This is a genomic window from Sediminitomix flava (assembly GCF_003149185.1).
Classification (GTDB): domain Bacteria; phylum Bacteroidota; class Bacteroidia; order Cytophagales; family Flammeovirgaceae; genus Sediminitomix; species Sediminitomix flava.
Genome location: NZ_QGDO01000004.1, coordinates 413356 through 439804, shown reverse-complemented (window position 1 = coordinate 439804; position 26449 = coordinate 413356). Strand labels below are relative to the sequence as shown.

The window sequence follows — 26449 nt, the reverse complement described above, 5'->3', positions numbered from 1 at the left end:
CTTTTTTCTATAAAGTCATTTAGCACTATGGAGATGGTGGGATTTCAATCACTTTTTGGTATATTCTTGCTAGAATAACCCATATTTTTTACCCACATACTTTTCTCATGAAAGAAGACTTTCTGCATTTTTTATGGATGCACCAACAGTTTGACCTTAAAGACCTAAAAACAACCCAAGAAGAATCCATTACACTTTTAGATAGAGGTTACCCTCACGAAGATGAAGGCCCCGATTTCAGACAAGCGAGGATATTACTCAATGAAATGGAATGGGTTGGGCATATCGAGATTCATATCAAATCATCGGATTGGGAAAAACATAAACATCATACGCAAGAAAGATATCAGAATGTCATCCTTCATGTTGTGTGGGAAGACGATCAAGAAGTGTTCAGAAAGGATGGTTCAGTTATTCCAACGCTAGTATTACGAGATAGAATAAAGGAGGATTGCCTTTCATTTTATGAGAAAGTAAGTCAAGCATCGTCCCAGATAGCCTGTGCCAATAGTTTTGATACTGTTTCTGACTTTGAGAAATTTCAGATGCTAGATAAAGCTGTAACTCAAAGGCTGTTCAGAAAAGGAGAAACGGTTTTGAAGTTATTGGAGGAGAGCGGAAATAATTGGGAAGAATGTGCTTATCAGTTACTCGCAGAGAATTTCGGATTTAAGAAGAATAAAGTTTCCTTTCTGAAACTAGCGAAACGTTTGCCATTGAAAATCTTGAAACTGCATTCGGATAATATACTTCAGATTGAGGCGCTACTTTTTGGGCTTTCGGGGCTACTTCCTCAAGAAAGTGTAGATGATTATTCTGAAAGCTTGAAAAAAGAGTATGCATTTTTAGCCCATAAATATCAACTTCAAGAAAAACAGTTATCTGTTGTAGAATGGGATTTTTTAAGACTTCGCCCTGCTAATTTTCCTACGCTAAGACTTGCTCAGTTTGCACAATTCATTACAAAAAATACGTATTTCTTTTCCAATTTTGTATTCCAAAATGAGGTTGAAAAATATGAATCCTTATTTGAAATTGAGGTTTCTTCTTACTGGAAAAAGCATTATCATTTCGGAAAATTGAGTAAGAAAGAAAGTGATCGCTCATTAGGAAAAAGTAGTCTTCAGAATATCATGATAAATACTATTGCTCCTCTGAAGGTTGCTTACGGGCTTTACCATAAAGAAGATCGATTCTTTGAGACAGCATTAAGTCTTTTGGAAAATATACCTGCCGAAAAAAATAAGCTGATTGATCAGTGGAAAGAACTAGGTTCCACTATCAAATCAGCTTATGATTCACAGGCATATTTAGAGCTTTTCAATTCCTACTGTACTAATCGGAAATGTTTTTCTTGTACTATTGGCTGCCGATTGCTTCAGAAAGAAATCCAATTGAAAGAGCCCTTTTTTATTATTTCTTAAGCTCTCAATTCTTCCATATCCGCTAATAAGTCTTTGAGTTTATCCATCTGTGATTTATAAATAAGATTCATGTCAAGCTCATATAAACGTTTTGCCAAAAAGATCAGAAGGATTGCAATGGAGAAAACGACAATTGTGGGGTATAATGGTAGCCCCAAAACAGTTTGTAGATCGGGAAACTTTTGCATAACCTTTTCTCCAATTGGTGAAAACCAAACACCTCCAGCGATAGCCAAGAAGAATACAGGATAAAAGATTTGATACAAGAGTGTATATCCTTTTAAAGTGGCTTGCAACCAATCGTCAAACGATTTAAGATACTTGTAACTGTTATCGTTATAATCAAGCTTATTGATAATATCGAGTCTCTTTTTCCCATATACAAGTAGTGAAATGAGAAGCAAGAAAATCACGATTCCGCTATATACGGCATTTAGGAAAATACCCGCTCCTAAAAAGAACAAGGATAGAAAAATGATATAGATAAGGTTTAGCTTGAAATCTCTACGAAATTTATCGACGAGATGAATCGATTTCTGATTGTACAGATCATTAATTTTTGGGGCCGTCAACTTCTCGTTATTGATAAAACCCTCTTTCCAAATATCTTCAATAGACTTTTTCATGTAATAATTTCTTTAAACGTTGTTTGATACGTTGAATTCTCACCCCAATATTGTTGGGATTGGTTCCGATAACCTCCGCGATTTCTTGATAAGAGCGTTCTTCTAAATAGAGTAGAATTACGGCTCTGTCAATTTCTTTCAATTGTCGAATCGCAATGTAGAGTTGATTCAAGTCTTCATCCGAGAATGCTTTACTATCTTCTGAAGCTTCGGGTGGCAAGCTATCAGAAGCAAAGTGCTGTGGATTGTTCTTCTGTTTTTTCAGAAGTGTTAAGCACACATTCAGCGACAGTCTATACACCCAAGTAGACCATTCCGAATGTTCTTTAAAGCGTTCTCTACTATGCCAAATCTGTAAGCAAACTTCTTGGTAGTAATCCTCAAAGTCTTCTTGTGAGTTGGTATATGCCCGACAGATTTTAATAATGATTGGGGCATGTGGTAGAATGAATAAGTTGTAAAAATCGCTGCTCACGGTTTCGGTTTTTATTTACTTGGTTAGTGTCTTGAGAAGGAAGATTATTACAGTTGGTCTAAATTTTTTTTTCAAAAAAGTAAAAATAAATCCCCAATCACCTCTTTTGAAAAAGTAATTGGGGACGAATATGAATGAATTTTAATGCTATTGAATAGGCTTCAATTCTAGTGAAAGCATCGCTTCAGCAAATCTTTTTCCTAAATCGATGTAGCCTTCGCTATTGTAATGAAAAGGGTCTGAATATTTATAATAGCGTGTATGTCTAACGATCACAGCATTTGGGTCTTCTATACAGAATTTCTCTTGAGCATATTGCACCATATCTCCGTACTTCCAAACTTTCCCCGAAGGCTTATTCCATGAGTCTGAAATTTTGCCCATCACAATTGGTAAATCATTGTCTCTGAAAACAGCTCTGATTCTACCCATGAGCATCGTCAGATTTGAATGATAACGCAAGGCTACTTCTTCTTTCACCGCATCACTTTCGCCTTGCATCCAAAAAATACCAGTCGGAATTAATTCTTCTTCCACACCATCTCCGTCGATATCTGTATTTCTGAAAGCATTATTTACAGTAGCTAAAAAGTGATCATATTGGTTTGTACTTTCTTGGAAGGCAGGGTCCCAAGTTCCGTATTCAAAGGCTAGGGTGTCAATTGAAGAACCACCTTTTGCGTATTTGATAAAGGCAATTTTCTCATTCGGGTATTTTTCTTTTAGCGCTTCTGCCAATGTCAGTTCCAAGCCGAAACGTTCAGATAGTTTATTCTCTTTTCCATCAGAATTAAAGCCATAACCATGTCCGGCTTTTAGTACTTCCCAAATACCTAAGCCGCCATTCTCAGCTCCGTCTGCTACATCATTTCCATTGAAAATATAAACATCATCAATTTGCTTTAGCTTTTTGGGTAAGTCTTTATTGTAGCCTAAGCCTTCCATATTAGATTGTCCTCCCAAGAAAAATAATCTCACTTTTTCTTTTTGGGCTTTTTGTGCTGAAAGTTGGAGTGGTAAAAGAAATGATAAAAGCATCAGTTGGAAAAAAGCGTGTTTCATAGGACTAAAGGTTCTTTAAAATAGATATGAATTGATTTATTTAAAGATCAGAAATCATTCCTTTTGTACTTCTTGAGGACTGTTAAAAGTTCGTATTGGAAGAGTAAATGTGATTTTATCAAGAAGTCTGATAATCAGATGAAGTTTGAGGTTTTTTGGTCAATTTTTATACGGTATTATTTATGGATTTTTCTGACAATAAAATATATTAGGATAGTATTAAATTGAATTGTAATAGAAGTATATCATTATACTCAATACAGTTGGCAGTGAAATTGTACTGTCCATGGAAACACACTCAAACATAATTATTATTAAATCATTTTTTTTCGCCATGAAAAAACTACTTAGAACTGCCTTGATAGGGCTAATTTCAGTATCTGTTTTTACCGCTTGCCAACAAAAAGCAGAAGAGAAAAAAGAAGAATCTACTGAAGAAACAACAGTAGAAACACCTGCTGCAGAAGAGTCAACAGAAGAAGTACGTGATGGTATTGTTTGGACTGGATCAAAAGTAACTGGAAGCCATACAGGTACTGTAGAGTTCAAAGAAAGTGCTTTGAAATTTGAAGGAGAGAAGTTAGTAGGTGGTAGCTTTGTTGTAGATATGACATCATTGGTTGATACAGACCTTGATGGTGAGTACAAGCAAAAGTTGGAAGGTCACTTGAAGTCAGATGATTTCTTTAGTGTAGAAAAACACCCAACTAGTAAGTTCATGATCACTTCTGTGAAAGATGGAGCAGCAGCAAATGAGTATGAGGTATCTGGAGATTTGACAATCAAAGGAATCACGAAACCAGTTACTTTCCCTGCTAAAGTTGAAATCAAAGACAAAGAGGCTGTAGCTACAGCAAATGTAGTAGTTGACCGTACGCTTTATGATATTAAGTATGGCTCAAATAGCTTCTTCGATAATTTAGGAGATAAAGCAATTGACAATGACTTTAAGTTAGAAGTAAGGCTTTCAACTGTGATGCAGTAGAATAAGTCTACCAGCTTGAAATTCGAAAAAAGGTAACCTTTTCAAGGGTTACCTTTTTTTGTTCCCAAAAAAAAGTTTGAAAACCATTTAAACCTTACAACTTTCCTTAATTACTATCATAGTTGTTACATCATACTTACATCGGGACAAAAGCTTCATAGAGAATAACTAATTTCTGATTAGTTAAAATATGACCCGAAATCTCATGAGAGAAACACTATTACTTTTACTAATTTTATTGTCTAGTCCTTTATTTGTATATGCTCAAGAGTATAAGGTAGATGCAGATATTCGTCCGCGTTATGAATACCGTAGAGGATTTGGACAACCTCGCCCTGTTGACGATAATATAGATATGGCTGACAACTTTATCTCGCAACGTACTCGTCTAAAATTCTATTATAAAGACAAAGAGGAATTGATTGAGGTGAAGTTTGCTTTTCAAGATGTTCGAACTTGGGGTGCAACACCAACACTAAACAATACTGATAATGGAAATCTTCATCTTTATGAAGGTTGGGCAAAGTTTGCTTTTGGCGAAACTACAGCTTTGAAAATAGGGCGTCAAGAACTCAAGTATGATGATGATCGTATCTTGGGTAATGTAGACTGGGCACAGCAAGGTTTGGTGCATGATGCTGCAATATTCATGTACGATGGTTTATTCAAACTTCATGCTGGAGGAACTTACCAATCAGACCGTGAAAATTTATTCAGACAACCTTATGCCTTGAGTCCGAATTATAAGACTTTACAGTTTTTATGGCTGAATAAAAGCTTTGAGAACTTTAAGCTAAGTCTTTTATTCCTCAACAACGGACTTGAACAAATCGATACAGATGACCCTGATTTCACTGCTGATGACTTAAAAATCCGTTATAGCCAAACAATGGGAGGTAGAGCCGTATTTTCAATTGCTGTTCTTGATGTAGCACTTAATGGTTATTATCAAACTGGTCAAGATGGCTCAAACAGAGATATCAATGCCTACAATGTGATGTTGGAGGTGAAAGGAAAAATACAAGGCTTAGTAGATTTGACATTGGGTGCAGAACTTCTTTCGGGTAATGATGATGATACCGCCGCAGATGAGAATGAAGCTTTCAACCCATTCTATGGTACAAACCACAAATTCAATGGTTTTATGGATTACTTCTATGTAGGAGGAAGACACCAAGGAAGTGTAGGTTTACAAGACTATTATGCAAAACTAGGGTTTAATATTGGTAAAAACTGGAGAGTAAATGCCGACTACCACTTCTTTAGCTCAATGGGACGTCAAGTGTTGAACTTGGTAGGGGATTTATCTGATCGATCTTTAGGTCAAGAATTAGACTTGACAGCAAGTTTTAAATTGTATGATCATGTGAAGTTTGATGGAGGTTTCTCATTCTTATTCCCTCAGGATGGTATCATAGACCTAAGAGATTTGAGTACTGGAACTGCTAGAGATAGAGATAAAATAAACCAATGGGGTTGGGTACGTGTGATTATCAATCCTACAATTTTCTCTAAGAAAGGCGAGCAAAACTAAGCGTATTCATTACTTCGTGTAAAGCAAATATAAGTAGTGTGTCTTCCCCAAAGACACACTATTTTTTTACTTGATACTGAGATAGTATGAAAATAAGAAAGGTTTGAAATACTCTGTGAATGTCGCATCTTTGAATCATGGAAAAACAATCCCGATTCAATTTACCTCTGGAAGCAGGACTTGCACTGATTAGCTTTAGTCTTACCCCTATTTTTATAAAGGGAGTTTCCGCAAATTCAGTCACAATTGGTGTGATCCGATTGGGTTTTGCAGTTTTATTGACTTACCTATTCTTGGTAAAAAAGAATGAGTTGAAAAGCTTAAATAAAAAAGACATTTATGCGCTAGTCGGAATGGGCTTATTATTTGGGGTGCATTGGCTGACTTATTTTTTGAGTATTAAGATTGGTACAGCAGTAATGGCTTTCATGGGATTGTGTACCTATGGAATTTGGCTTACATTTTTAGGTTGGATATTCGGACTAAGAAAACCAACAGGTTTAGATCTTCTTTCTCTAGTTGTTGTTACCGTCGGGAGTTTGATTGCCGTACCTGAGTTTAGCTTTGAAAATGAAGAGACATTAGGTTTGGGAATTGCTATTTTTAGTGCGTTATTTTTTGCAGGCTTACCCATTTTACAACAACAGAACACACACATTTCTTCGGGGGTACGAGCTTTAGGACAATATACTTTTGCAATACCTATTTTTGCATTTGGCTTATTCTTTATGGAATGGAATGCTGTCTGGGAAGATTGGTATTACTTTTTGGTACTTATAGCAGTTTGTACATTTTTAGCCCATACGCTTTGGCTTAGAGTAACGACTCATGTTCCGACTACGGTTTCAAGTATTCTTTATTACTTGTCCATGCCCGCTACAATGATGTTTTCCTATTTAATTTTGAGCGAAGCGATAACTTTCGAGAAAGTAACAGGTGCATTATTGATCATTTTGGCCAATGTAATGAAGTTTTTACCCGAACTTCGTAAGCGAAAACGAATGAGTAAAACAGAATCGGTTCAATAGCAAGTATGTTATCAAAAGAGGATATTAAAGTAGCTATATTAAAAGAGTGTCAAATTTGTAGACGACTTTTTGAGGAAGTAGATCAAGAACAATTGCAAAATAGCTTGGGAGAAAACATGTGGAATCTTCAAGAGCTATTGGCTACATTATCATTTATCGGAATTTATACGGCAGAGGCTTTAAAAGAAAACGACTTTATCGATAAAGAACATAGCCGTTATGAGAAGATGAAGTCAGAAGCATTTGCTGCAGACTGGAATAGTTTTCCAAGTTTGATGGAAAAGCAAGAGAAAGCTTTAAGTCTATTTTTTGAAAACCTATCAGAAGACGATTTGAAAAAAGAAGCTTATCATCCACTGATAAATCATTTACCACTCAATCAAGCACTTTTAGAAATCACCCTAAAATTTATGGTAGGTTACCGAATGCAGCTTTTCTTGTATTTGAAAGCCAACGGAAAGTCCGAACTCAATGGAGCTTTGTGCTGGTCGGGTATAGAAGAGCCTTATTATAGCTACAGATAAACTATATCTTACATTGTACCATGATTGGGCTTTAGTGAAGAAAAATTGCGTAGTTTTTAGTGTAAAGTAGGAGTAAGAAAAGAGTTTTTTGAGATAAAGAAAGAGAATTGAGTTTTGAGGAACAGCAAGTAGTACTTCGCTGTTCACATTATCGAATTAACCTTCGTAAGAATTTCCAATTTCCAAAAATCTAATTCTTAAAATTAACCTTAACCTATTTTACCCTAACTAACGTATGAATATTTTATTTTTAGCTCAATTGGCAGCTGTTCTGATCATGGTAGGTGTTGTAAGCCTCGGAACATCTCTGCTTATGATTCCTCTAAACTTTGCTTTCTCCTTAGGTTTCTTATCATTTGGTTTGCTAACAGTTATGTTTGCAGCATTTGGTCTGATCCCTGAGCTAATTATTGCTAAAAACTTTTGGAAAGAGTTTAAAAATTGGGCTGAAACGCAAGACAACTGGCTTGTAGAAGCTGATAACGTACTATACTCTGGCAACTGGTACTCTATTTTAGTAGAGTTAACATCATTTAAAAAGACATTGATCAACAAAGGATTGATAGCTTCTTCTATCGGGCTTGTGAACTGTTTTACAGGTTTCGGAAAAGTAAATATGAATCCTCAAGTAGCTACTTCGGAAGTGGTAAACGAACCACAATTAGAAGAGGTCGCTTAAGCTAAAAAGAATTGTAAGAATTCTTTCCTTCCACCAAAAAGCCCTAAATGTGTTGTTCACATTTAGGGCTTTTTATTTTCATATCAACTTTGATTTTTTAACTCACAGGCTGAAAATTCGTTTCTACATGAATGGAAGAAAGAATTTTGTCGCAAATCTTTTCGCCATACTCATCACCATCTTTGTGGCTAAAAATTAGCTGCCAGATATGATTTTCTTCCGTAAAAATGATTTGGGTAAAAGCATATTTTGTAGCATTTTTCTCAAAGTAACCATTTTGTTTAACGCCTATCATTCCTTGAGTAGGAAAAGGCTGTTGTGTGAATTCAAGATTCTGAAATTCTGTCTTATTTTTAAGTGTTGTGATACTGCCTTCTGCAGCGCCTAGCAAATCTGCTGTGATGTATTCGGCATAAGTTGCCTGTGTAATAAGACACATGATTTGATCTGTCTGCTCAAAACCTAAAATATTCATTTCCTGAATCACTTCTTTTAGTTCTTCAGGAATATACTTACTCATCTCCGCGTCTTTTACTTTCAGTTGAAAAGGCAGTTCTACAGTAAGCTGAGGAGATTGGAAGGTTTGGGCTTTCCATTCAGCTTCAAAAACATGTTTGGTTGTAGGGAGTAAGTTACAGCTTGCCCACATATAGAAGGAAGTCCAGAATATGATCCCTACGGTATAATATGATATTTTCTTGAAATCCATGTAGTGTTATTTGTACGCTTAAAAAATCTCTTAAAGTTAACAGAGAAAATGGATAAATCAATAGATGAGAGTGTTAAAGGCCTGTTGCTGAATGTGTATATTTGTAGAAAATTTCCGTATTGATGAAGATTAAAAGATATACAGCCGAAAAAATACCTACGATTAATAGATCTGTACTAATCGTAGAAAATAAAGCCATATTTTGGGAATGGGCAGATTCGCTTGAAGAGGGAGATATTCCTGCTGATCAGAAAAAGGAGAGAAGTGCTTACCTGATAGATGAGCTTTTGAGTGTAGATGAATATGAGGATTATATCAAAAAGCATTTCGATACTATTTTCCAGTCACAGCTGATAGAATGGGATGCAGAAATGGAAAATATCCCCAAAGAAAGAAGTTTAGAGTTATTCCATGAGTGGTTCCATTGTGAATTTGCGTCTATGGCTATGGACACTTTACAAGAACCTCTCAATAAAATTTTTTAATTAAATGTTTGCAGCGCAGAAGGCGGAACTCCGTAAAGAAATTCTTAAGCAGCGTAAGGAATTGAGTACGGAAGAGGTGAATGCTCAAGCGGAAAAGCTTACCGTTCAGTTGATTGATTTTGTAGAAAAGGAGAACGTAAGTTGTGTACACACTTATCTTCCGATTCAGAATGAATTAAATACGCTTCCTTTTGTGGAGTATTGCCTTTCAAAAGGAATAAAAATAATTGTGCCTAAGACTTTGGGTGAACGCCAAATGAAAAACTTGGATTTGGAAAGTCTGGAAGATTTGGTAGAAGGAAAGTATAAAACCTTATATCCGAAGTCCGAGAAAGTGTTCGAAGGGAATTATGATATGATCATAGTGCCTGCCCTCGCATACGATACTAATGGCGGCAGACTCGGGTACGGGGCTGGCTACTATGACACATTTCTTAAACAACATCCCCATGCTGTCAAAATAGGTTTGGCATATCCGTTTCAGGTAGTAGAAAGTGTACCAATGGAAGAGCATGACGTGCCGCTCGACATGCTTTTTGCCTAAAAGTTCCCTCAAACTTTTGCTACAATAATAAAAGAGCAGACCGTAAATGAATTACGGTCTGCTCAGTTTATTTCATAAAAATCAAAAGAAAACCTCATTCCAAAAGAACAAGGTTTAATCAATATGTTAAGCAACAGAAGTAGTCTGATCATTTGATGCAGACCCTTCATTATTTTTTTTCTTCTTTTCTTTTTCCTTATCAGCAATTTCAACCCACTCACCTTGTGGCTTTTCTTGCTCAATTGCATTCTTAATGATTTCCGTGATGTCTTCTACAGATGCATTTTCGTCAATTTGAATTGGCGCTTTAAATCTGACAGAAAGTTCAGTATGTTTCTTTTTGAAGAAAAGACCTTTTTTATCAAACGCTCTTCTGAAACCATCAATCACAACAGGAATAACAATCGGGTTATTCTCTTTGATGATGTGAGCCGTACCTTTACGGATAGGCGCATATGGACTTGTAGTTCCTTGTGGGAAACTAACCAACCAACCGTCATCTAGTGCAGTTTTAATTTTATCTCCTGCAGAAGTATCCAATTGTCCTTTTACATTTTGTCCTTTCGATCTCCATGAACGGTTTACAGTCACTGCACCCGCCAATTTGAAGATTTTAGGGAGTAATCCAGCTTCCATAGTCTCTGCTGCGGCCACGTAATACACTCTAGCACGAGGAGCCAACAAGTAAATTGGATTTGCAATTGTATTTTTGAATCCCCATTTCACACTACAGAAAATGTGATAGAATGCCATCACATCAGCAAAGTAAGTTTGGTGATTTGACAAAAACAGGACATTTCTATTTGGCAACCCTTTTAAGTATTCTGTTCCTTCAATTTTTGTGTGGTTAGAAATCGCTAACCTTCCGAAGGAGAAAATACCCAGAACAGATACTAAAATTCTTTTAATAAATAGCGGATTTCCGAAAGCATCTTTAATGAAAATGCGGTCAGTAATCTTCTTAATCATATTTTTCATTGTACTTTTTTCTAGCTGAAACTTCTAAGGTTTCTGAATACACCCTTAACGGAAACGAAAGCATGAATATTGAATTCCTTTTAATTCATTAACAGTCAATTTTAGCTTTCAATTTTTTCTTCCGATTGGATTTCAGTGATCTACAAATTTAGGTACTTTCTATTTAAAATATAATTTTTTTTAGAAATGATTGGTTTATACTCAGTTAGCTTAACAACGAAAGTACAGAATCCCTTCCAAATAGCAGGATATAATGAAGAGAAAAAGGTAAAAAAGCGGATTCCATGATGTGCTCTGAGAGGCGGGAGGCAAATAGTTCTGAAAATTATTGTAAATTTCGAAACCGAAAGGAGACAAACTCTTTTCTGCAGTGCGAAACCAAAAGTAAGAGGAATAGGTGAAGTTTTCAGAAATTTCTGGTTTAGAAGAGATTAAACAAACACTGGTTCAGGCAGTTCAAAAGGAGCATATTGCTCATGCTCAGCTTTTCTTAGGGAAAGAAGGTAGTGGGCATTTGGCTATGGCTTTAGCTTTTGCGACTTATGTGAATTGTACGAACAAGCAAGGAAATGATTCTTGTGGAGAGTGTGCTTCTTGCCGAAAGTTTGCGAAACTTGTCCATCCTGACTTACACTTTATCGTTCCTACAGCCACTACTTCTAAAGTAACTAAGCGTACAGATGCCACAACAGAACGTTTTCTTCCTGAGTGGAGAGAATTTTTGTTGGAAAATCCTTATGCAGATGTAAAGCAGTGGGGAGATGCTTTTGGAGCTGAAAACAAACAGTGTATTATTCCGAAAGAAGAAAGTAAAACGGTGATTCGTTCGCTTTCTTTGAAAGCTTTTGAAGCCGAGTATAAAGTCATGCTGATTTGGCTTCCGGAGTTGATGCACGATGCTGCGGCCAATGCACTTCTTAAAATCTTGGAAGAGCCACCAACAAAGACACTTTTCTTGTTGGTAAGTAATAAAGGTGATGCTATTCTTCCAACTATTCTTTCCCGTACTCAAATCATTCAAGTTCGTAAATTCTCAGACCAAGAGATTACAGATTATTTAGTAAAACGTGAAATACCACAAGAACAAGCTACACATGCGGCTTACTTGGCTGATGGTGATTTGAATGAAGCATTAAAAATCTGTACCGAGGTTGATAACGAAAGCGAAGAAGCTTTTCAAGAATGGATGAGAGCTTGTTTTAGAGCTGATTTTACAGGAATGGTCAAACAATGTGAGGTTTTCAATAAGTTAGGACGAGAAGCACAAAAAGGACTATTCATGTATGGCTTGAATATGTTCAGAGAATCTTTGATCTGGATTTATTCTGGAAATGATTTAGTCCGTTTGGAAGGTAAACAAATGGACTTTGTCCAAAACTTCTCTAAAGTTCTTCATGAAGATAACCTCCCGATGTTAGCAGAGCTGTTGAATGATGCCATCTATCATATCGAGCGAAACGCGAATCCGAAGATTACCTTCTTGAACCTGTCCATTAAAATTGCAAGAATTTTTAGAATGCCTTAATCTTGTAGTAAGACTGCATCGAGAATAACCCTAGGGCTATCTCTGACGATGAAATAGTTTTTATAACGATATTCTTCTTCTTGTTTTCCCAAATGATAATTATAGGTATACCCAATTCCTTTTGGGAGGTACATTATGAGTGTACTCTTTGGGGCTATCGCAACTTTTTTTAGCGTACCTCTACTGTATTCATTTGTGACTAAATCTCCTACAACCCATTCACTATATGGGTTCTTAAGTCTTACGACTTGTACTCTCATTTCTTCAAGACTTTTTTCATTATAATACCTAGCATTGGAATCTAGTAACTCAAGAGTTCTAAATTCTGCCTGTGCCGGATAACTTCTTTGAGGAGGTGAAAATGAGCGTGTAGATGAGTTTTGATCAGAATCAGGTATGGTCGAGTAAAAGTTAATATTGATGTCGTTGTCATTATCACAAGAACGTGACCTCTGATTGTAGTAATTGCGACGATTGTAGTTTCGAGAAGATTCTGCTGTTTTACTTTTTTTCTTTTTCTTTTGTTCTTTATTGTGGACAGCGACAGCTCCAACAATAAGCGCAGCACTAGCTAAAATGATAAGTCCTGTGGTAGCATTACTTTTATCTTGTCTTTCTTTCTGTCGGACAAATGCTTGGTAGCGATTTTGTGATTCTAGGTCTAAAATATAACCATCTTGTCCCATTGAGTGAGATGAAGATGCACAGCTTGTTAGGGAAATACTAAATGCTAAAAGGAGAACAACAAGGTTTTTCATAATTGGAATGTAGTTTTAAGCGTTACCACATTGACAGCTTATGAATTTGTGTTGCCATTCCTTTTAACAGACAAAAAGATTTTTAGCAAGGCTTAACATGTTGACTTCTAGAGTCTGAAAAGCAATCCTGCCTTGATTCCTTCATTATCATGTGCATAAGGTACATCCTTATACGTGACTCTATGCCAATATTGGATAAATGCAATTTTGAAGATGTTATTTAATCCATAACCAAAAGCCACATAAGGTTCATTTGGGTCTAGTGTCGGTATTTCTGTACGTTCTTCACCAAGGAAACCTCCCGATTGGAAAAGCTCTAAATTATAGTCTTTATTTTGTTGTGTCATACCTCCCCAAGCTACAGAAGCATCAAACATAAAGTTGATTCCTGTCTTTTGATGAATGGTACGGAGTCCTGGAATTCTGCCCATAATTGTCCCTTTAAAAAGGTGTCTTACAAAAAGCTCTGCATAGTAATCACTGACAAACTCAGATGAATTCATGAGTGAGTGAGCCCCGTATGCAGTAATAGGTCCTTCCATTCCTTGATGATGTTTTAGATGGGTATATGGTACTTTTGAAGGTACCATTCCTGCTTGTAAACGGTATGAAGTTTCACCTCCCCACGGCAAGAGGGGTGCGAATTTGTGATCTAAGGAAACAAATACTTTTTGGTATGGAAGTACTTCAGAATCTATACTGTTATGAACTCTCCCGATGGTATAGCCAACTTTAAATTCGGGGAATCGTTGTCCTCCTTTTCGGAGTAATCTATAGTTTCTATTGTAAGTACTTCTATCTTGGAATGACCAACGAAGAATAAATGAGCCTTCTTCAGAATAAAAACTCGGATGACTTTCTGTAGCTAGAGGATTGGCATTTTCGAAATCCTTACGACTGACAAATGTAGAAATCATCCAATCTCTATGTAAACCTTTGGTATAAGAAAGCTCTGCAACTTTATAATAAAATGGAGCCCTTTCAGACAACTTTCCAAATTGTTGTAGTTTGGTCATATTCAAGTCTGTTCTTTCAAAACCAACCATAGAAAGAGGTAGCAAGTCATAAGAGTAATTGACACCCAAAATATGCCTTTTCTCTGGATTGATAAGCCATTTCAATTCGGCATTATACTTCAACGTTTCATCCTTTTGACCATAGCCTACATATCCGTTGGCATAGAGTTTATTTTGAAAAAACTCATCACTCATTACACCAATCCCCGTTCTTATACCTTCCAAGTCATTGACCATTAAAAAGTTTAGAAGGTGTCCGTAATCGCCATATTTAGTAGAGATATAGCCAGAACTTAGAATATCTCCGAATTTTGCGAAAAGACCAATTTTACTCTTTTTCTCTAAGATTTTAATTGTCTCAATCGCATTATTTTCCCACGTAGCAATCGGATGATTCGGATTGATATTCATAAACTCAGAATCTGTACTCTGATTGATAATTGGTTGCGCTTCATGATCTATAATCTCGTAAACGGCATTTACCTCAGGTATAAGTGGTAGGTTGGTCAGACGTTGTTCGTATTTAGTATGGGCAGTCTGATAGATGTCCATATCATTTTTGAAGCGAGTTTGTTCAAAATCAAAACCTGTAAGGAAATTTAGTGTCGCTCCTTTTGCAAGACTAAATTTTGCTTTTACCAATGAAGAATCTTGGAGGTTGATCCATAACTCTCCTTCAAAAGAAAGTTTTGATGAAATGATCGGTTCAAAAGTAATATGATGACATTCTTGCTCATTAAGAAGTACAGGAACATCGGTGAGATAAGCGATATAGTTTTGTTCCCAAAATCTTGAAAGAGGAGATGGGATATTTTTATCCATCACCATCAGATTATTGGCAAAAAGATCGTCAACAACACGTTTAGGATCACCTATAATATCAGCAAAAACACCATCAGCATCAAAGCCTAAACCTTGTTTTTGCTCTGATAAATAGGTGGTTTCGATAGGCCCATTTGAAGGAGCTGTACGTACAGAACTATGTTGTGATACGAAAATAGGTACATCTGTAAGACTACTGTCAGTGGCGGCAAGGGTTTTACGAGCATCTTCAAGAAGCGCTTCATATTTCTTAGGGAATTTACGGAGTTGCCATGCTACTTGACTGTCTCTTCTCGCTTTCCATCCTTTTTGTTTTCGAGCTTCACGTTCGTTGTCAATTGTTGCGTTTAGAAGCGCAATAGCAGGATTTTTTCCAGCCATTACAGTGACTTCTTCTAGCTCTTCAGCAGATAATTCAAGTCCTATTTTAAGCTTATGAAGTTTCCCTTTTACGGGTAAAAGGAGTGATTCGTAACCTACGTAGGTGACGATTAGTGAGTCTTTTTTAGATTCTTTTCTAGGTAAATCAGGAATGTGAAATGAGAAGTTTCCTTCTACATCTGTATTTGTACCAATATTTTTGTCAGATTTCAAATAGATGGTCGCAAAAGGAAGTGTCTCTCCTGTTTTTTTATCAAAAACTTTTCCCGAGCAGACTCTCTCTTGTGCTATTGCTGTAGTCGATAAAATAACACTGTAGCAAAAACCAATAAATAGAATAGTAAGAAGGATACGGTTATTCTTTGTATTCATGATAGTTGGGGATTCTCTCCCTGTTAATTTCATAAAAAGTCATTCCTATGGTATAGGAATAATACACGCACATTTTATGTGAAATAGGTTTTATAGACTTTTATCCCTTTTTCGAATATTAGTTACTCATCGGTATCAAAACCCTTATTTAGAAAATGTTTTTTAACATTTTTTACTAACTAAAAGCTATTCTTTGTACCGTATTTTTAATGTGTTTGAAGAACAAAATAATGTTTTTGCACTCTAAAAAATCTTCAAGTTCAGTCGTTAGCTTTTCCCCTTCGAACATTTTAAGCTTCTAATATAAATATTTTATCTGCTAAAAGGTATGATGATTCCGACATTGTTATTTGAAAACCAAAAGTTAATCCTGAAGAGGAGTATAGAATAAGGCGATTTAATGTGAGGAAATAAAAAGCCCCAAAGGTTAGCAATTCCTTTGGGGACAGCACACATACCTACATCATCATTTGAAGTCTTATATGAACGATAAGACAGTGCAAAAATGAATGAAGTGTTTTTTTATAGCTTGGTAAAAAACGATTTTTCAGTTGTAAAAAGAGATTAGATTTTAAATACCCAATTCATATTTTTCAAATGGAATATCATGAGCAAAAATGGGTAACTGTTTGTCTGAAATGATAAGGAAGTTATTTTTTATGTAGAAACTTTTAAGCTTATCATCAGAGAGTTCGTATGTAAGTTGAATACTTTTTCGCTCTCCTTTTTTTAATTGAATCAGAGTATCTTTTTCAATTTGTAATGTAGGCTTAATGATAGTCTGAGCTGTTTTCAGTTCAATATCCAAAGGGTGAAAATCTAGCTCTTCAACACTATGGTTAATACAACGATATTTCATTTTTAAAGTATTTTCATCTTGATGAATTTCCCAACGACTTACAACTCCATTAATCATAATTTCTTGTTCAGAATAATGGATAGAGTTTTCAATATTTTGTTGATCTTTTGAAAACAACTGATTGTCATTTAGATAATCATTCTGTTGTTTTTTCAACTCATTATCAGAGTGAATTAGAAATGTTCGAGCCTGTATTGATTGTGGAATTCGACTTTCTTGTGTTTCCATTGTCTCTTTTTTTCCACAGGAAATACATAGAAGAAAAAGAGGTATTAATAGTAAAAGTTGTGTTCTCATAATTAGAGTATAAAAAGACAGCCCCTTTCCGAAGAAAGGAGCTGATATTCTAATTTTAATTTATCTTCCTACTACCGACCACACAGAGTAACTATGAGGTGGAGCTTGTATTTTTACCCATTTTCCAGACTGCGTCCAAGGTTGCCATCCAGAATGTCCTGTGTAATCCTTGATTTGCGTATTACTCCAATTGGTTTCAATCCAACGCTCTTGCCAATAATCAGAGTCATTTAGATATACGACTAAACCAGGGTTTCCATTAGAACCATTTCTACGAGCAACATATTCGTCATTATCTGCATGAAGAATAGAGGTATTACCTGTCGCTAAATTGCCATGAATCCACATCAGATTATTGAGCTTGTTTTTGTTTAGCCATTCTTCATAATCTCTGTAGAAGATACAAGGGTAACCTTCATGTGTCAAGATGTATGCATAAGCTAACATTTTGTCCCAAATAATATCAGTGTCGTGGTTTGCTACAAAGGTTACAGCTTGATAAGGATCTCTTTTCCAAAGCATATCTTGTGTTAGCTTTGTCATGTCATTTCCATCGAAAGCTTCATCCATTTTGTAGTAACAGGCAAAGTCAAAAGCAGAACTATTGGCTTCATTTGTCCACCAGTCTAGGTATCCAACATTGGCATCCCAAAGTTCTCCCACAGAAAAACCACCTACGTGATTGTTCCATTCACGAACTACCCAAGGTCCAAAACCTTTCACGTAGTCAAATCGCCAACCATCAAAGCCCAAGGTGTTTTTGTAATATTTACCAACACCATCACTTCTTTTCCATAACCAATCTTGTACATAAGTTTGACTGTGACTCAAGTCAGGGAAACCTCCGAATATACCTTCGTCATTGTTGACGGTAGCATTGGGGTGAAAATCATTGTAAGAACGATAGAACTTTCCAGATGCGGGATTAAAATCAGTCCATGTGTTAGTTCCTGTGAAAGGGTTTGCTTCTAATGCCCCTCCACTGTTGTGGTTTAAGACAATGTCTGCAATTACATCGATCTGATTACTGTGTGCAGTTTGAATTAGACTTTCTAATTCTTGACGAGACCCAAAACGTGTTTCTGTAGAACCCATTTGATTGTAATCTCCAAAATCAAAATAGTCAAAAGGATCATATCCCATAGAGAATGTGCCGTTTTGAGCTTTTGAAACAGGAGGTAGCCAAACAGAGGTGATTCCAGCAGATGACCAACTACTCATTTTTCCTTTTACGGTATTCCACCAGTTTCCACCAGCAGGAACGTCCCAATAAAAGCCTTGCATCATGATTCCTCCTCCCGGAGGTAAAGGTGCAGTACGAGCGTTTGAAGAGTTGGGTTGTAGTGATGCTTCAGGTTGCAAGTCAACATCCTGATTACAGTTTGTTAGCATTAAGGCAGACATGCCCAATGCATAACATAGACTTTTCATTTTCATTTAGAAAGTTGAATTAAAGTAAATAGTAAAGAATCTATTCTGATCGCCTGGTACCAAGGGCGATGAATATTCATTGTGTTGTATAGTATTGATGCGCTAAGTTGTACTAATGCTCTAACTTTCTGAGGGCAATCTATTTAATAAGTGTTGTTTAAACAATATATTTTGTAAATATTTCAGCGATAAATATTTATATATCTTTAATGTCCTATTTGAGTATAAGAAAAGTCTAATATTATATACTATAAAAGCAAAAAGGCACTATGATTTTATACCATAGTGCCTTTTAAAAATTAAGTATCTTAAATTTTATTTCTTTCTATAAACTTCAATCTCTTCTATCTCCTCTACCATAGAAAGTAATTCTATATTCTCATCAAACTCTGCATTGAATGAAAAGTGTCTTTCTTCAAGAATATATTTATAAATAAACCAATCGGTTTTAGGTGTTGGAACTGAAAGAACTTCACTAAAGTCAATCCATTTGAGCGTTCCTTCATTACATGGAGGAGGTGCCATCATATCGATTTCCGCCAAATAGACGTAGTTTGTCCAGTTATATTTTGTAGGAGAACTTTCTGTAAGCAATCCACAATATTTCATGTGTTTCACCTCAATCCCAGTTTCTTCAAATGTTTCACGAATCGCCGCTTTTAACGGACTTTCGAAAGGATCGAGTTTTCCCCCAACTGGGGTATACATATCTTTATTTGGTTCTTTGAGTCTTTTTAAAAGTAAAAACTTCTGACCATGTTTTAACACACACAGGGTAGCTGTTCGCTTCAGTCCAACAGGAATTTTCATTGACTAATTCATTATTGCCTTTTCCATAATAACATAGTCAACGCCGTCTTTTTCGTAAGTCTCGTTGGTCAATTCTAGACCAAAATCTTTGTAGAAAGAGATCTTATCTAATCGGGCATTACACCATATTTTTTTCACACCATTTGCTTGAGCTTGCTCCATCGCAAAAGAGAGTAAAGAAGATCCAAAGCCATTGCCTTGCTCTATTACTTCAGTAGCAAGTTTACGAAATTGTGCTTCATGTCCATTGATAAAAAGAGAAACAACAGACACAAGGTTATCATTTTGCCAAAGGCCGTAGTGCTTTCCATGCTGGTCTGCTGAAAGCTTCACATAATCAAGAGGCTTGTTAGGCCACATTACACGCTGTCTTAATCCCCACGTCTGTTCAGGGGTAATTTCAGTGATAGATGTTGACATAATTGTAGAGGAAAATTGTAATATTCTAAGAATAAATGAAATATATAAGATATTTGGTACTCTATTATACAAACAAGTGTCCTAATGTCCAATTACAGCTAACTGAGTTTTAAGATTTTGTGTGATTGTTTACCTTATGTTAAATAATCAGGGCAAAATGAGCTATTATTTAAGACATAGACTCATACTTCCATTCTTTGTAAAATGGGTTTATAGCTCTCTCAACTCCAATAGTACTACTTCTGCCATGCCCCGGATGTATGATTATATGGTCAGGTTGGGAGTCAATCAATTTTATAACAGAAGTCTTCAAATCATCTAAATTTGCAGTAGGTCTATCCCATCGCCCAACGGAGCCTTCAAAGAGCGTGTCGCCCACATACATATCGTGTTCTATCTTATAACAAACGCCACCTTTTGTATGACCAGGGGTTAGCATTACTGTTATTTGATGACCAGCTAAATCAAATACAGTATCTTCTGTAATCTTGATAACTTCCATTTTACTAAGGTCATAAGTCTTCTGTTTTCCGAAGTATCCGAAGCCATTAAGTTCATCATCAAAGAGAATTTCATACTCCAATTCATGAACGTAGATCGGAACATCAAAACAGTCTAATGCCTCAATATGATCGATATGTGCATGGGTCAATAAAATCCCGATTACTTCTAGTTTATGCTCTTCCACATAAGCTCTGATCGTCTCTTTCTGATAGCCAGGATCAACTACAAAACATTTCCCTTCGCGTTCAATAAAATAACAGTTCATCGGGATATCTCCATCAAGGAATAATTTTCGGACTTGGTACATTTGATTGTCAGTTTTAATGATTCGATTACAAAAATACCTTTAATCAGACTTTAGTCCATTGATTCAAATCAAGAAATACGTTTGCGGATTCTGCTCAGTGTTTCGGGTGTAACTCCTAAGTAAGAGGCTATATGATATTGAGGAATTTTATGGAGCCAATTAGGATGATTTTTCAGAATATCTTGATAAAGTTCGTCTGCCGATTTGGTTAGGCGATCAAATTCATGTTGTTCTTTTTGCTCCAATAAACGTTGGAAGGTGAGGTCAATAAAAGATTTTCCACACTGATATTTTTCCAACAGATTTAAGAATACTTCTTTGTCCAATATTTTCAATTCGACTTCTGAAAGACACTCTTGATATTTTTTAGTTTTTGTATTGTTATTGAATGCAGAAAAGTCAGTGATAAACTGAGGGGAAGTATAGAAATTGATATTCGTTTCTTTATCAGTAGTCGCATAATACTCTCGTATATTTCCACTATTCAAAAAACGAAGCTGGCGTTCAGAGTCTCCATTTCTCAAAATCAATTCATTTTTAGTATAAATCTCTGTTTGAAAAGCTGTAAAAAGCTCCTCTAGTCCTTCTTTGTTAAGAGGGAAATCTGTTTCAAAAAATGCTCTAAGTTTAGCCGAATTAGCCATAATCTTTTCTACAATTTATTCGTAAAGCTAAGAATATTCTAAAACTCAAAGAACCGTTTCTATACGCCATCTTATATCCTTGAAATGAGTTGTGAAAAATATCAGTATTTTTTGTGATATTTGATTGCCTTACCCCAGATAAGACAGAACCAATGAAGATTTTACATACTGCAGATTTACACCTCGGACACCGTTTTATAGAGCTGTCTCAACAAGAAGAACAGCAAGCTTTTTTAGACTGGTTAGTACAATATGTTGACAATCAAAAGATAGATCTCCTACTCATTTCGGGAGATGTATTTGACACACCACATCCTTCAAATGCAACGACAAGAATGTATTATAAATTCTTGATTGATATCCACCGAACGCATTGTAAGAAAGTTGTGATTACAGCAGGAAACCATGATGCAGCGAGTACAATTAATGCCCCAAAAGAAATTTTAGAAATGCTTGATATCTATGTGGTTGGTAAAGCACCATCTTCAGAAGCTATCAATGAAGAAGTTTTTTCAATCACGGTGGAAGATGAAGAAGTAATTGTAGCGGCAGTACCCTTTCTTCGAGATCAAGATATCCGAAAAGCAATGGCAGGACAGCAGTTTGAGGAGATTGGAGATAAATACAAAAAAGCACTTATTGAGCATTATGATGCCGTAGCTGAATACTGTCAAAGTATAAATACCAATCAAGTTCCTGTAATTGCGATGGGACACCTTTTTTCTATTGGTGGGTCTACTTCAACTTCTGATAGCGAGCGTAATGTGTATGTAGGAGGCTTGGGCGATATTGGTTCGGACGATTTCTCAACGGTATTTGATTATGTAGCACTAGGGCATTTACACCGTTGTCAGAAAATTGATAAAGAGCACATTCGCTATTCGGGTTCTCCTTATGTTTTGAGTTTTAGTGAAGTTCATCACGATAAAAAAGTCATCGTATTACATCTAGAAGACAAGCAGATAAAAGAAATTGAAGAGGTAGCTGTACCTACTTTTCGTAATATCTCAGTCGTTAGAGGTAACTTAGAAGAATGCTTGGAAGCGCTCGAACAGATTCCTTCAACTACAGATACACTCAAACCTTGGGTAGAAGTAGTCGTCAAAACCGAGAACAATAACTATACACTTTCTTCAGCCATCAATGAAAAAGCGGAGACTTTGCCTTTAGAAGTCCTCAAAGTTTCGTTGAGCAGAAGTAAAAAAGAAAAGAAAATCAGTCGTGAAATGAGCCTTCAAGAGGTGAAAGAATTGAAAGTTGAAGATGCTTTCCAATTGCTATGCGAGCAACAAGACATTGATCTCCAAAGCAGATCAGATCTCAATGATGCCTTCCTAGAAATTTACCGTTCCATTCAAGAATAACTAACAGTAATGAAAATCCTAAAAATCGAACTTCAAAATATTAATTCTCTGAAATCAAATAAGCCTATCGAGATTGATTTCAGAGAAGAAGCTTTTAGTGATACCAATCTTTTTGCAATTACAGGACGAACAGGAGCGGGAAAATCTACATTGCTAGATGCGATCACGATTGCTCTGTACGGAAAAGTGCCTCGTCTGACTGCTCAAGAAAAACTTGTAGATGTAGTGAGTAGAGGGGCTGGAAATGCTTTTTCAGCGGTTACATTCGAGAATGAAGGCAAAGAATATCGGGCATATTGGTCTATCCGTCTTACCACAAAAACAGGAAAAGCCCTTACCACTCCCAAAGAAGAAGTACAACTTTCTTGCGGAGAAGAAATCTTGGAAAGTCAAAAACTAACGTCTTACTACAACAAAATAAAAGAAGTCGTTAAGCTCGAATATCCGCAATTCTTAAAGTCGATGCTTTTGGCGCAAGGCGATTTTGATGCTTTTTTGAGTGCCAATGAAAATACAAGAGGAGAATTACTCCAAAAGATTACAGGAAATGATATTTACCTCAAAATTGGGGAAAAAGTGGGTGCGAGAATCTCAGAAGAGAAAAAGAAACTTGATGAACTAGAGCAAGGCATCAATACAGAAGATTTACTTTCTGAAGAAGACCTACTGAAAAATCAGAATCGCTTGAAGCAGATTCCTGAAGACCAAAATGTACTCAAAGAGAAAATCCAACATATAGATAAGCAGCTTCAAGTTTTCAAGCGTCAAGACGAACAAAAACAGAAGCGAATCGCGCTAGAAAATGACGAGCAAAAGCTTGAAGAAAAACGTCTAGAAATTTTGCCAATCATCGGCAAACTTTCAAAACATCAGAAAGCGTTTCCTTTTTCTAGTCTAATTGATTTATCGGAAAGACATACAAAAGATAAGGCAGAGAAAACGCTTTTAACTGCTAAAAAAAATAAAAGTATTCAGACAAAAAAAGAGTTACAAGAGCGTTTGAATACTGAATTTCAAGAAGCACAACAAAAACTGAAGGATGCTGAAGTACAAGCCGAAGAGTGGCAGCCTAAGTACAAAGAAATTTCTGAGCTTGAAGTTCAAATCAAAGAGAAAAGAACTGTCGTAATTGCACTACGAGAGAAAAAGGATAAACTCAATTCGGAGCATCAAAAAGAAGCAAATCAACTTTCAGAAAATCAGAAAAATGAGCAATCAACACTGAAAAAGATTGAGGAATTAGAAGGTTTTATCAAGACTCATCAGTCGCTTGAAGCTGTTGAAAAAGAGCTTCCGCATTGGGTAAATCAAATCAAAAATTTTGAAGCAGAAGAGGATTCTTTTAAGGCTACCCAAAACTTACTTTTAGATGCTGAAAAGAAAACCAAAAACACTCAAACCCTAGTAACAGAGGTTGAGCAAAAAATCACAGCCCTAGCCGCTAAAAGAGTATTAAATCAGCAAGAAGAAACAAGTCTTAAAGAAAAAATTGGAGATCAAAATTCGGCTGATTTATCCCAAAAGAATAGCAAGTTGACTCAGCAGTTTCAAGTGCTAAATACCTTAGAAACTCATGCAAAGGATTTCCAAAAGCATAGCGCAGAAATTCAACTTTTGACTGAGAAGCAAACTGAAAAGATAGCTCAGATCAAGCAATTTGAAGTTGACTTAAACAAGGCTAGAGCTGAAAAGGAAAATGCGAAAGAGCATTTGGAAGACAAAAAGAAAATCTATGAGCTGAAACGTCAAGTTCTCAATTATGAAGATGAACGAAAGAAGCTAAAAGTAGGTGAAGCTTGTTTTGTTTGTGGTTCAAAAGAACATCCTTTTGTAGATCATAACGAAGAAAAAGAAGCTTTTTCAGCAACTGAACTTGATAAGATTTCAGCTGAAATAGCAGAGTGGGAAAAGAAATACGATCAGTTTTACAAGGCTGAAAATAGCTTAGACAAAGACTTAGGAATTGCTCAGAATGATTTAAAAAATCAGCAAAATTCAGTACTAGAGTTCGAGGCTAGAATCAATGAACTGAGAAGCTATTTTACCGAAAATACAGCTTTTAAAATTGAAGAACTCGACAGAATACAAGCGGAAAAGACTAAGATTTCTTCAGAGCTTCAGCAAATCAAAACAAGGCTAGATCAGCTCACAGAACTTGAGAAAAAGCTAAAATCTATTTTGGATACCAAAGAACAATTCCAAAATGAAGAAAATAAATATTTGAGTGAAAAAGGAGTAGCAGAACAACAATTAGCAACATCAAAAGCTGAGTTTGCACACCTCAACACTCAGTTAAAGACGCTTGAAAATAAAAAGCAGAAGATTTTCCAAACGCTAATAGAAAACTGTCAACAATATCAGATTGCATTCACGACAGTAAATGAACTTTCTGATTTGGTGAAGGAAAAGCAAAATGCACTTTCATGCTATACTGAGAAAAAAGAAAAGCTACGCAAAAAACAAGAAGACATCCGAAATTTCCATACGGAAAAACAAGGTATTCAGAAGCAAATAGAAAGTATAAAAAAGCAACTTCAAGAGGAAGAGGAAAAAGAGCAAAGTACAGTAAAGGAAGGGAAAAAATTAGCGAGTCAGCGTAATAGCTTGTTGGCAAAGGAAATCACCTTGGAAAATGAAAATCGACGAATCAATTTACAAGTAACGAATGTCAAAGCTACTTTTGAAGAGAAACGAACGACAAGCGAAAAGAATAAGACAGAAATCGAAAATGAGAAGTCTGCTTTAGTCGTTTTGGAACAAGAGCTTAAAAAACATACCACGGACTTGGAAGATGTAGAAAAGCAGTTGACGCAACTTTTACAAGAGTCAGAATTTAGTGCAATCTCAGAAGTAAAAGAGCATTTGTTGAGCATTCAGCAAGCTGAAGATTTCCGAAGTCAGAAAGAAACTTTTACCGAATTTGAGACTGCGACAAAAACGAAAAAGAAGCAGTTAGAAGAGGAAGAAGAAAATCTAAATGCCTTATTAGAAGCGATAAAAGAAGATAAAGAGACTCTTGAAGAGAGTAAAAAGCATCATGAAGAGACGCAAGATGATTTACTGACTGAAAAAGGTAAGATTGAAGAGCAAATCAGAAAAGATCAAGAACTGAAAAAACGAAACGAAAGTCTTTTCAAGAAAATTGAGACACAGAAAACAGTTCATAAAAAATGGCTAGAATTGAGAGCTGTTCTTGGTGGTTCAAAAGACTCTTTCAATAAGTATGTACAACATCTGACTTTGAAAAATCTCTTACAGTTGGCTAATATTCATCTCGAACAAATGAATGATAGATATACTTTAGAGATCAATGAAATCGAATTTTCTACAACTACAAAAGGAGAGATTACATTGAAAAACTACCTTAATTTCTCTGTTATCGATCACCATCAAGCGGATACAGTCCGAAAGGTAAATACAGCTAGTGGAGGTGAGAAATTCATGATCAGTTTGTCATTGGCATTAGGACTTTCCGATTTGTCGAGTAAAAATGTCCAAATAGATTCACTCTTTATCGATGAAGGATTTGGAACTCTTGATGACAAATCGTTGGATGAAGTTCTTACGGCTTTGGATGCACTTCAAACGCAAGGGAAAACCATTGGCGTGATTTCCCATGTTGGTAATCTACACGATAGAATCACTACCCAAATTCAAGTAATCAAGGAAGGAAATGGCGTGAGTCGTGTTGAGATTAAGGCTTGATTTTAACTTTTGTAGCCTTGTTGTAAATACAAATATTACCTATCATAAACTTAAATGTTCAGCTTGTATATGATAACATATATAAGTTGGACATTTTTTTCATCCCCAATATTCTAGTTTCATCCCCCATTTTTCGGGTTTCGTCACCTCTTAATTTATATCGCGCGAAGGAAGTGAGATG

At 35.9% G+C, this 26449-nt stretch carries 24 protein-coding genes; 11 read left to right on the top strand and 13 right to left on the bottom strand.

Annotated elements, in window-relative coordinates; all coding sequences use genetic code 11:
• The first annotated feature begins 107 nt into the window (after positions 1 to 107).
• On the top strand, positions 108 to 1424 hold the full coding sequence (locus BC781_RS17300; RefSeq protein ID WP_109620101.1) for a DUF2851 family protein: 1317 nt from the start codon (positions 108 to 110) through the stop codon (positions 1422 to 1424).
• Here BC781_RS17300 and BC781_RS17295 read toward each other — a convergent pair.
• From BC781_RS17295 to BC781_RS17285, 3 genes are all read right to left on the bottom strand, one after another.
• The gene (locus BC781_RS17295) at positions 1421 to 2050 is read right to left on the bottom strand and encodes a hypothetical protein (protein ID WP_109620099.1); all 630 of its coding nucleotides are present in this window, start codon (positions 2048 to 2050) and stop codon (positions 1421 to 1423) included. The genes BC781_RS17300 and BC781_RS17295 overlap by 4 nt on opposite strands.
• On the bottom strand, positions 2034 to 2525 hold the full coding sequence (locus BC781_RS17290; protein ID WP_109620097.1) for an RNA polymerase sigma factor: 492 nt from the start codon (positions 2523 to 2525) through the stop codon (positions 2034 to 2036). The genes BC781_RS17295 and BC781_RS17290 overlap by 17 nt, the downstream gene beginning before the upstream one ends.
• Before the next feature lie 147 nt (positions 2526 to 2672).
• Entirely contained in the window at positions 2673 to 3587 is a 915-nt protein-coding gene (locus tag BC781_RS17285; RefSeq protein ID WP_211323861.1) for a sialate O-acetylesterase, read from the bottom strand.
• A 334-nt stretch (positions 3588 to 3921) separates the two neighbouring features.
• On the opposite strand from BC781_RS17285, the gene BC781_RS17280 reads away from it, so the two are divergent.
• The 5 genes from BC781_RS17280 to BC781_RS17260 all read left to right on the top strand — a co-directional run bounded on the left by BC781_RS17280 (position 3922) and on the right by BC781_RS17260 (position 8337).
• Positions 3922 to 4572: a YceI family protein gene (locus BC781_RS17280; RefSeq protein WP_109620095.1), complete on the top strand. Its 651-nt coding sequence runs from the start codon at positions 3922 to 3924 to the stop codon at positions 4570 to 4572.
• A gap of 205 nt (positions 4573 to 4777) precedes the next feature.
• A complete protein-coding gene (locus tag BC781_RS17275; RefSeq protein ID WP_158281512.1) occupies positions 4778 to 6106 on the top strand; it encodes an alginate export family protein in 1329 nt (442 codons plus the stop codon).
• A 137-nt stretch (positions 6107 to 6243) separates the two neighbouring features.
• Positions 6244 to 7134, top strand: a complete 891-nt coding sequence (locus tag BC781_RS17270) for a DMT family transporter (protein ID WP_109620091.1) — start codon at positions 6244 to 6246, stop codon at positions 7132 to 7134.
• A gap of 5 nt (positions 7135 to 7139) precedes the next feature.
• Positions 7140 to 7658 (top strand): hypothetical protein, encoded by a 519-nt coding sequence (locus tag BC781_RS17265; protein WP_109620089.1) that lies wholly within the window; start codon positions 7140 to 7142, stop codon positions 7656 to 7658.
• 235 nt (positions 7659 to 7893) lie between these two features.
• On the top strand, positions 7894 to 8337 hold the full coding sequence (locus BC781_RS17260; RefSeq protein ID WP_109620087.1) for a hypothetical protein: 444 nt from the start codon (positions 7894 to 7896) through the stop codon (positions 8335 to 8337).
• Positions 8338 to 8434: 97 nt separating this feature from the next.
• Here BC781_RS17260 and BC781_RS17255 read toward each other — a convergent pair whose 3' ends face one another.
• Complete coding sequence (locus BC781_RS17255) at positions 8435 to 9046, bottom strand: hypothetical protein (RefSeq protein WP_109620085.1); 612 nt, start codon at positions 9044 to 9046, stop codon at positions 8435 to 8437.
• 122 nt (positions 9047 to 9168) lie between these two features.
• On the opposite strand from BC781_RS17255, the gene BC781_RS17250 reads away from it, so the two are divergent.
• Together BC781_RS17250 and BC781_RS17245 are read left to right on the top strand one after the other, a co-directional pair.
• Positions 9169 to 9531: a hypothetical protein gene (locus tag BC781_RS17250; RefSeq protein ID WP_109620082.1), complete on the top strand. Its 363-nt coding sequence runs from the start codon at positions 9169 to 9171 to the stop codon at positions 9529 to 9531.
• Between the two features lie 4 nt (positions 9532 to 9535).
• Positions 9536 to 10075: a 5-formyltetrahydrofolate cyclo-ligase gene (locus tag BC781_RS17245; RefSeq protein ID WP_109620080.1), complete on the top strand. Its 540-nt coding sequence runs from the start codon at positions 9536 to 9538 to the stop codon at positions 10073 to 10075.
• Between the two features lie 126 nt (positions 10076 to 10201).
• On the opposite strand, the gene BC781_RS17240 is transcribed toward BC781_RS17245, so the two are convergent.
• On the bottom strand, positions 10202 to 11053 hold the full coding sequence (locus tag BC781_RS17240) for a lysophospholipid acyltransferase family protein (protein ID WP_211323859.1): 852 nt from the start codon (positions 11051 to 11053) through the stop codon (positions 10202 to 10204).
• A gap of 397 nt (positions 11054 to 11450) precedes the next feature.
• Here BC781_RS17240 and holB point away from each other — a divergent pair, with 397 nt between their 5' ends.
• Positions 11451 to 12578, top strand: a complete 1128-nt coding sequence (gene holB, locus BC781_RS17235) for a DNA polymerase III subunit delta' (RefSeq protein WP_109620078.1) — start codon at positions 11451 to 11453, stop codon at positions 12576 to 12578.
• Here the strand turns inward: holB and BC781_RS17230 are convergent.
• The 8 genes from BC781_RS17230 to BC781_RS17195 form a co-directional block, all read right to left on the bottom strand.
• Complete coding sequence (locus tag BC781_RS17230; protein ID WP_109620076.1) at positions 12575 to 13336, bottom strand: hypothetical protein; 762 nt, start codon at positions 13334 to 13336, stop codon at positions 12575 to 12577. The genes holB and BC781_RS17230 overlap by 4 nt on opposite strands.
• A 107-nt stretch (positions 13337 to 13443) precedes the next feature.
• Entirely contained in the window at positions 13444 to 15927 is a 2484-nt protein-coding gene (locus BC781_RS17225; protein ID WP_158281511.1) for a DUF5686 and carboxypeptidase-like regulatory domain-containing protein, read from the bottom strand.
• 571 nt (positions 15928 to 16498) lie between these two features.
• On the bottom strand, positions 16499 to 17014 hold the full coding sequence (locus BC781_RS17220) for a hypothetical protein (RefSeq protein ID WP_109620072.1): 516 nt from the start codon (positions 17012 to 17014) through the stop codon (positions 16499 to 16501).
• Positions 17015 to 17143: 129 nt separating this feature from the next.
• Entirely contained in the window at positions 17144 to 18520 is a 1377-nt protein-coding gene (locus tag BC781_RS17215) for an alpha-amylase (protein ID WP_245935629.1), read from the bottom strand.
• Between the two features lie 309 nt (positions 18521 to 18829).
• A complete protein-coding gene (locus BC781_RS17210; protein ID WP_109620068.1) occupies positions 18830 to 19324 on the bottom strand; it encodes an NUDIX hydrolase in 495 nt (164 codons plus the stop codon).
• A gap of 3 nt (positions 19325 to 19327) precedes the next feature.
• Entirely contained in the window at positions 19328 to 19744 is a 417-nt protein-coding gene (locus BC781_RS17205) for a GNAT family N-acetyltransferase (RefSeq protein WP_109620066.1), read from the bottom strand.
• 169 nt (positions 19745 to 19913) lie between these two features.
• Positions 19914 to 20555: an MBL fold metallo-hydrolase gene (locus BC781_RS17200; RefSeq protein WP_109620064.1), complete on the bottom strand. Its 642-nt coding sequence runs from the start codon at positions 20553 to 20555 to the stop codon at positions 19914 to 19916.
• 68 nt (positions 20556 to 20623) lie between these two features.
• Complete coding sequence (locus BC781_RS17195; protein ID WP_109620062.1) at positions 20624 to 21199, bottom strand: Crp/Fnr family transcriptional regulator; 576 nt, start codon at positions 21197 to 21199, stop codon at positions 20624 to 20626.
• Between the two features lie 152 nt (positions 21200 to 21351).
• Here BC781_RS17195 and BC781_RS17190 point away from each other — a divergent pair, with 152 nt between their 5' ends.
• A complete protein-coding gene (locus BC781_RS17190) occupies positions 21352 to 22563 on the top strand; it encodes an exonuclease SbcCD subunit D C-terminal domain-containing protein (protein ID WP_109620059.1) in 1212 nt (403 codons plus the stop codon).
• 9 nt (positions 22564 to 22572) lie between these two features.
• Positions 22573 to 26268, top strand: coding sequence for an AAA family ATPase (locus tag BC781_RS17185; RefSeq protein WP_109620057.1), 3696 nt, complete (start codon positions 22573 to 22575; stop codon positions 26266 to 26268).
• The last annotated feature ends 181 nt before the right edge of the window (positions 26269 to 26449 follow it).

Coding starts and splice junctions, on each gene's coding strand:
- BC781_RS17185 (WP_109620057.1), top strand. CDS start 22,573: ATGAAAATCCTAAAAATCGAACTTCAAAATATTAATTCTCTGAAATCA.
- BC781_RS17225 (WP_158281511.1), bottom strand. CDS start 15,927: ATGAATACAAAGAATAACCGTATCCTTCTTACTATTCTATTTATTGGT.
- BC781_RS17240 (WP_211323859.1), bottom strand. CDS start 11,053: ATGAAAAATATGATTAAGAAGATTACTGACCGCATTTTCATTAAAGAT.
- BC781_RS17195 (WP_109620062.1), bottom strand. CDS start 21,199: ATGGCTAATTCGGCTAAACTTAGAGCATTTTTTGAAACAGATTTCCCT.
- BC781_RS17270 (WP_109620091.1), top strand. CDS start 6,244: ATGGAAAAACAATCCCGATTCAATTTACCTCTGGAAGCAGGACTTGCA.
- BC781_RS17280 (WP_109620095.1), top strand. CDS start 3,922: ATGAAAAAACTACTTAGAACTGCCTTGATAGGGCTAATTTCAGTATCT.
- BC781_RS17220 (WP_109620072.1), bottom strand. CDS start 17,014: ATGGAAACACAAGAAAGTCGAATTCCACAATCAATACAGGCTCGAACA.
- BC781_RS17295 (WP_109620099.1), bottom strand. CDS start 2,050: ATGAAAAAGTCTATTGAAGATATTTGGAAAGAGGGTTTTATCAATAAC.
- BC781_RS17300 (WP_109620101.1), top strand. CDS start 108: ATGAAAGAAGACTTTCTGCATTTTTTATGGATGCACCAACAGTTTGAC.
- BC781_RS17205 (WP_109620066.1), bottom strand. CDS start 19,744: ATGTCAACATCTATCACTGAAATTACCCCTGAACAGACGTGGGGATTA.
- BC781_RS17210 (WP_109620068.1), bottom strand. CDS start 19,324: ATGAAAATTCCTGTTGGACTGAAGCGAACAGCTACCCTGTGTGTGTTA.
- BC781_RS17260 (WP_109620087.1), top strand. CDS start 7,894: ATGAATATTTTATTTTTAGCTCAATTGGCAGCTGTTCTGATCATGGTA.
- BC781_RS17275 (WP_158281512.1), top strand. CDS start 4,778: ATGAGAGAAACACTATTACTTTTACTAATTTTATTGTCTAGTCCTTTA.
- BC781_RS17265 (WP_109620089.1), top strand. CDS start 7,140: ATGTTATCAAAAGAGGATATTAAAGTAGCTATATTAAAAGAGTGTCAA.
- BC781_RS17285 (WP_211323861.1), bottom strand. CDS start 3,587: ATGAAACACGCTTTTTTCCAACTGATGCTTTTATCATTTCTTTTACCA.
- BC781_RS17255 (WP_109620085.1), bottom strand. CDS start 9,046: ATGGATTTCAAGAAAATATCATATTATACCGTAGGGATCATATTCTGG.
- BC781_RS17230 (WP_109620076.1), bottom strand. CDS start 13,336: ATGAAAAACCTTGTTGTTCTCCTTTTAGCATTTAGTATTTCCCTAACA.
- BC781_RS17190 (WP_109620059.1), top strand. CDS start 21,352: ATGAAGATTTTACATACTGCAGATTTACACCTCGGACACCGTTTTATA.
- BC781_RS17245 (WP_109620080.1), top strand. CDS start 9,536: ATGTTTGCAGCGCAGAAGGCGGAACTCCGTAAAGAAATTCTTAAGCAG.
- BC781_RS17215 (WP_245935629.1), bottom strand. CDS start 18,520: ATGAAAATGAAAAGTCTATGTTATGCATTGGGCATGTCTGCCTTAATG.
- BC781_RS17200 (WP_109620064.1), bottom strand. CDS start 20,555: ATGTACCAAGTCCGAAAATTATTCCTTGATGGAGATATCCCGATGAAC.
- BC781_RS17250 (WP_109620082.1), top strand. CDS start 9,169: ATGAAGATTAAAAGATATACAGCCGAAAAAATACCTACGATTAATAGA.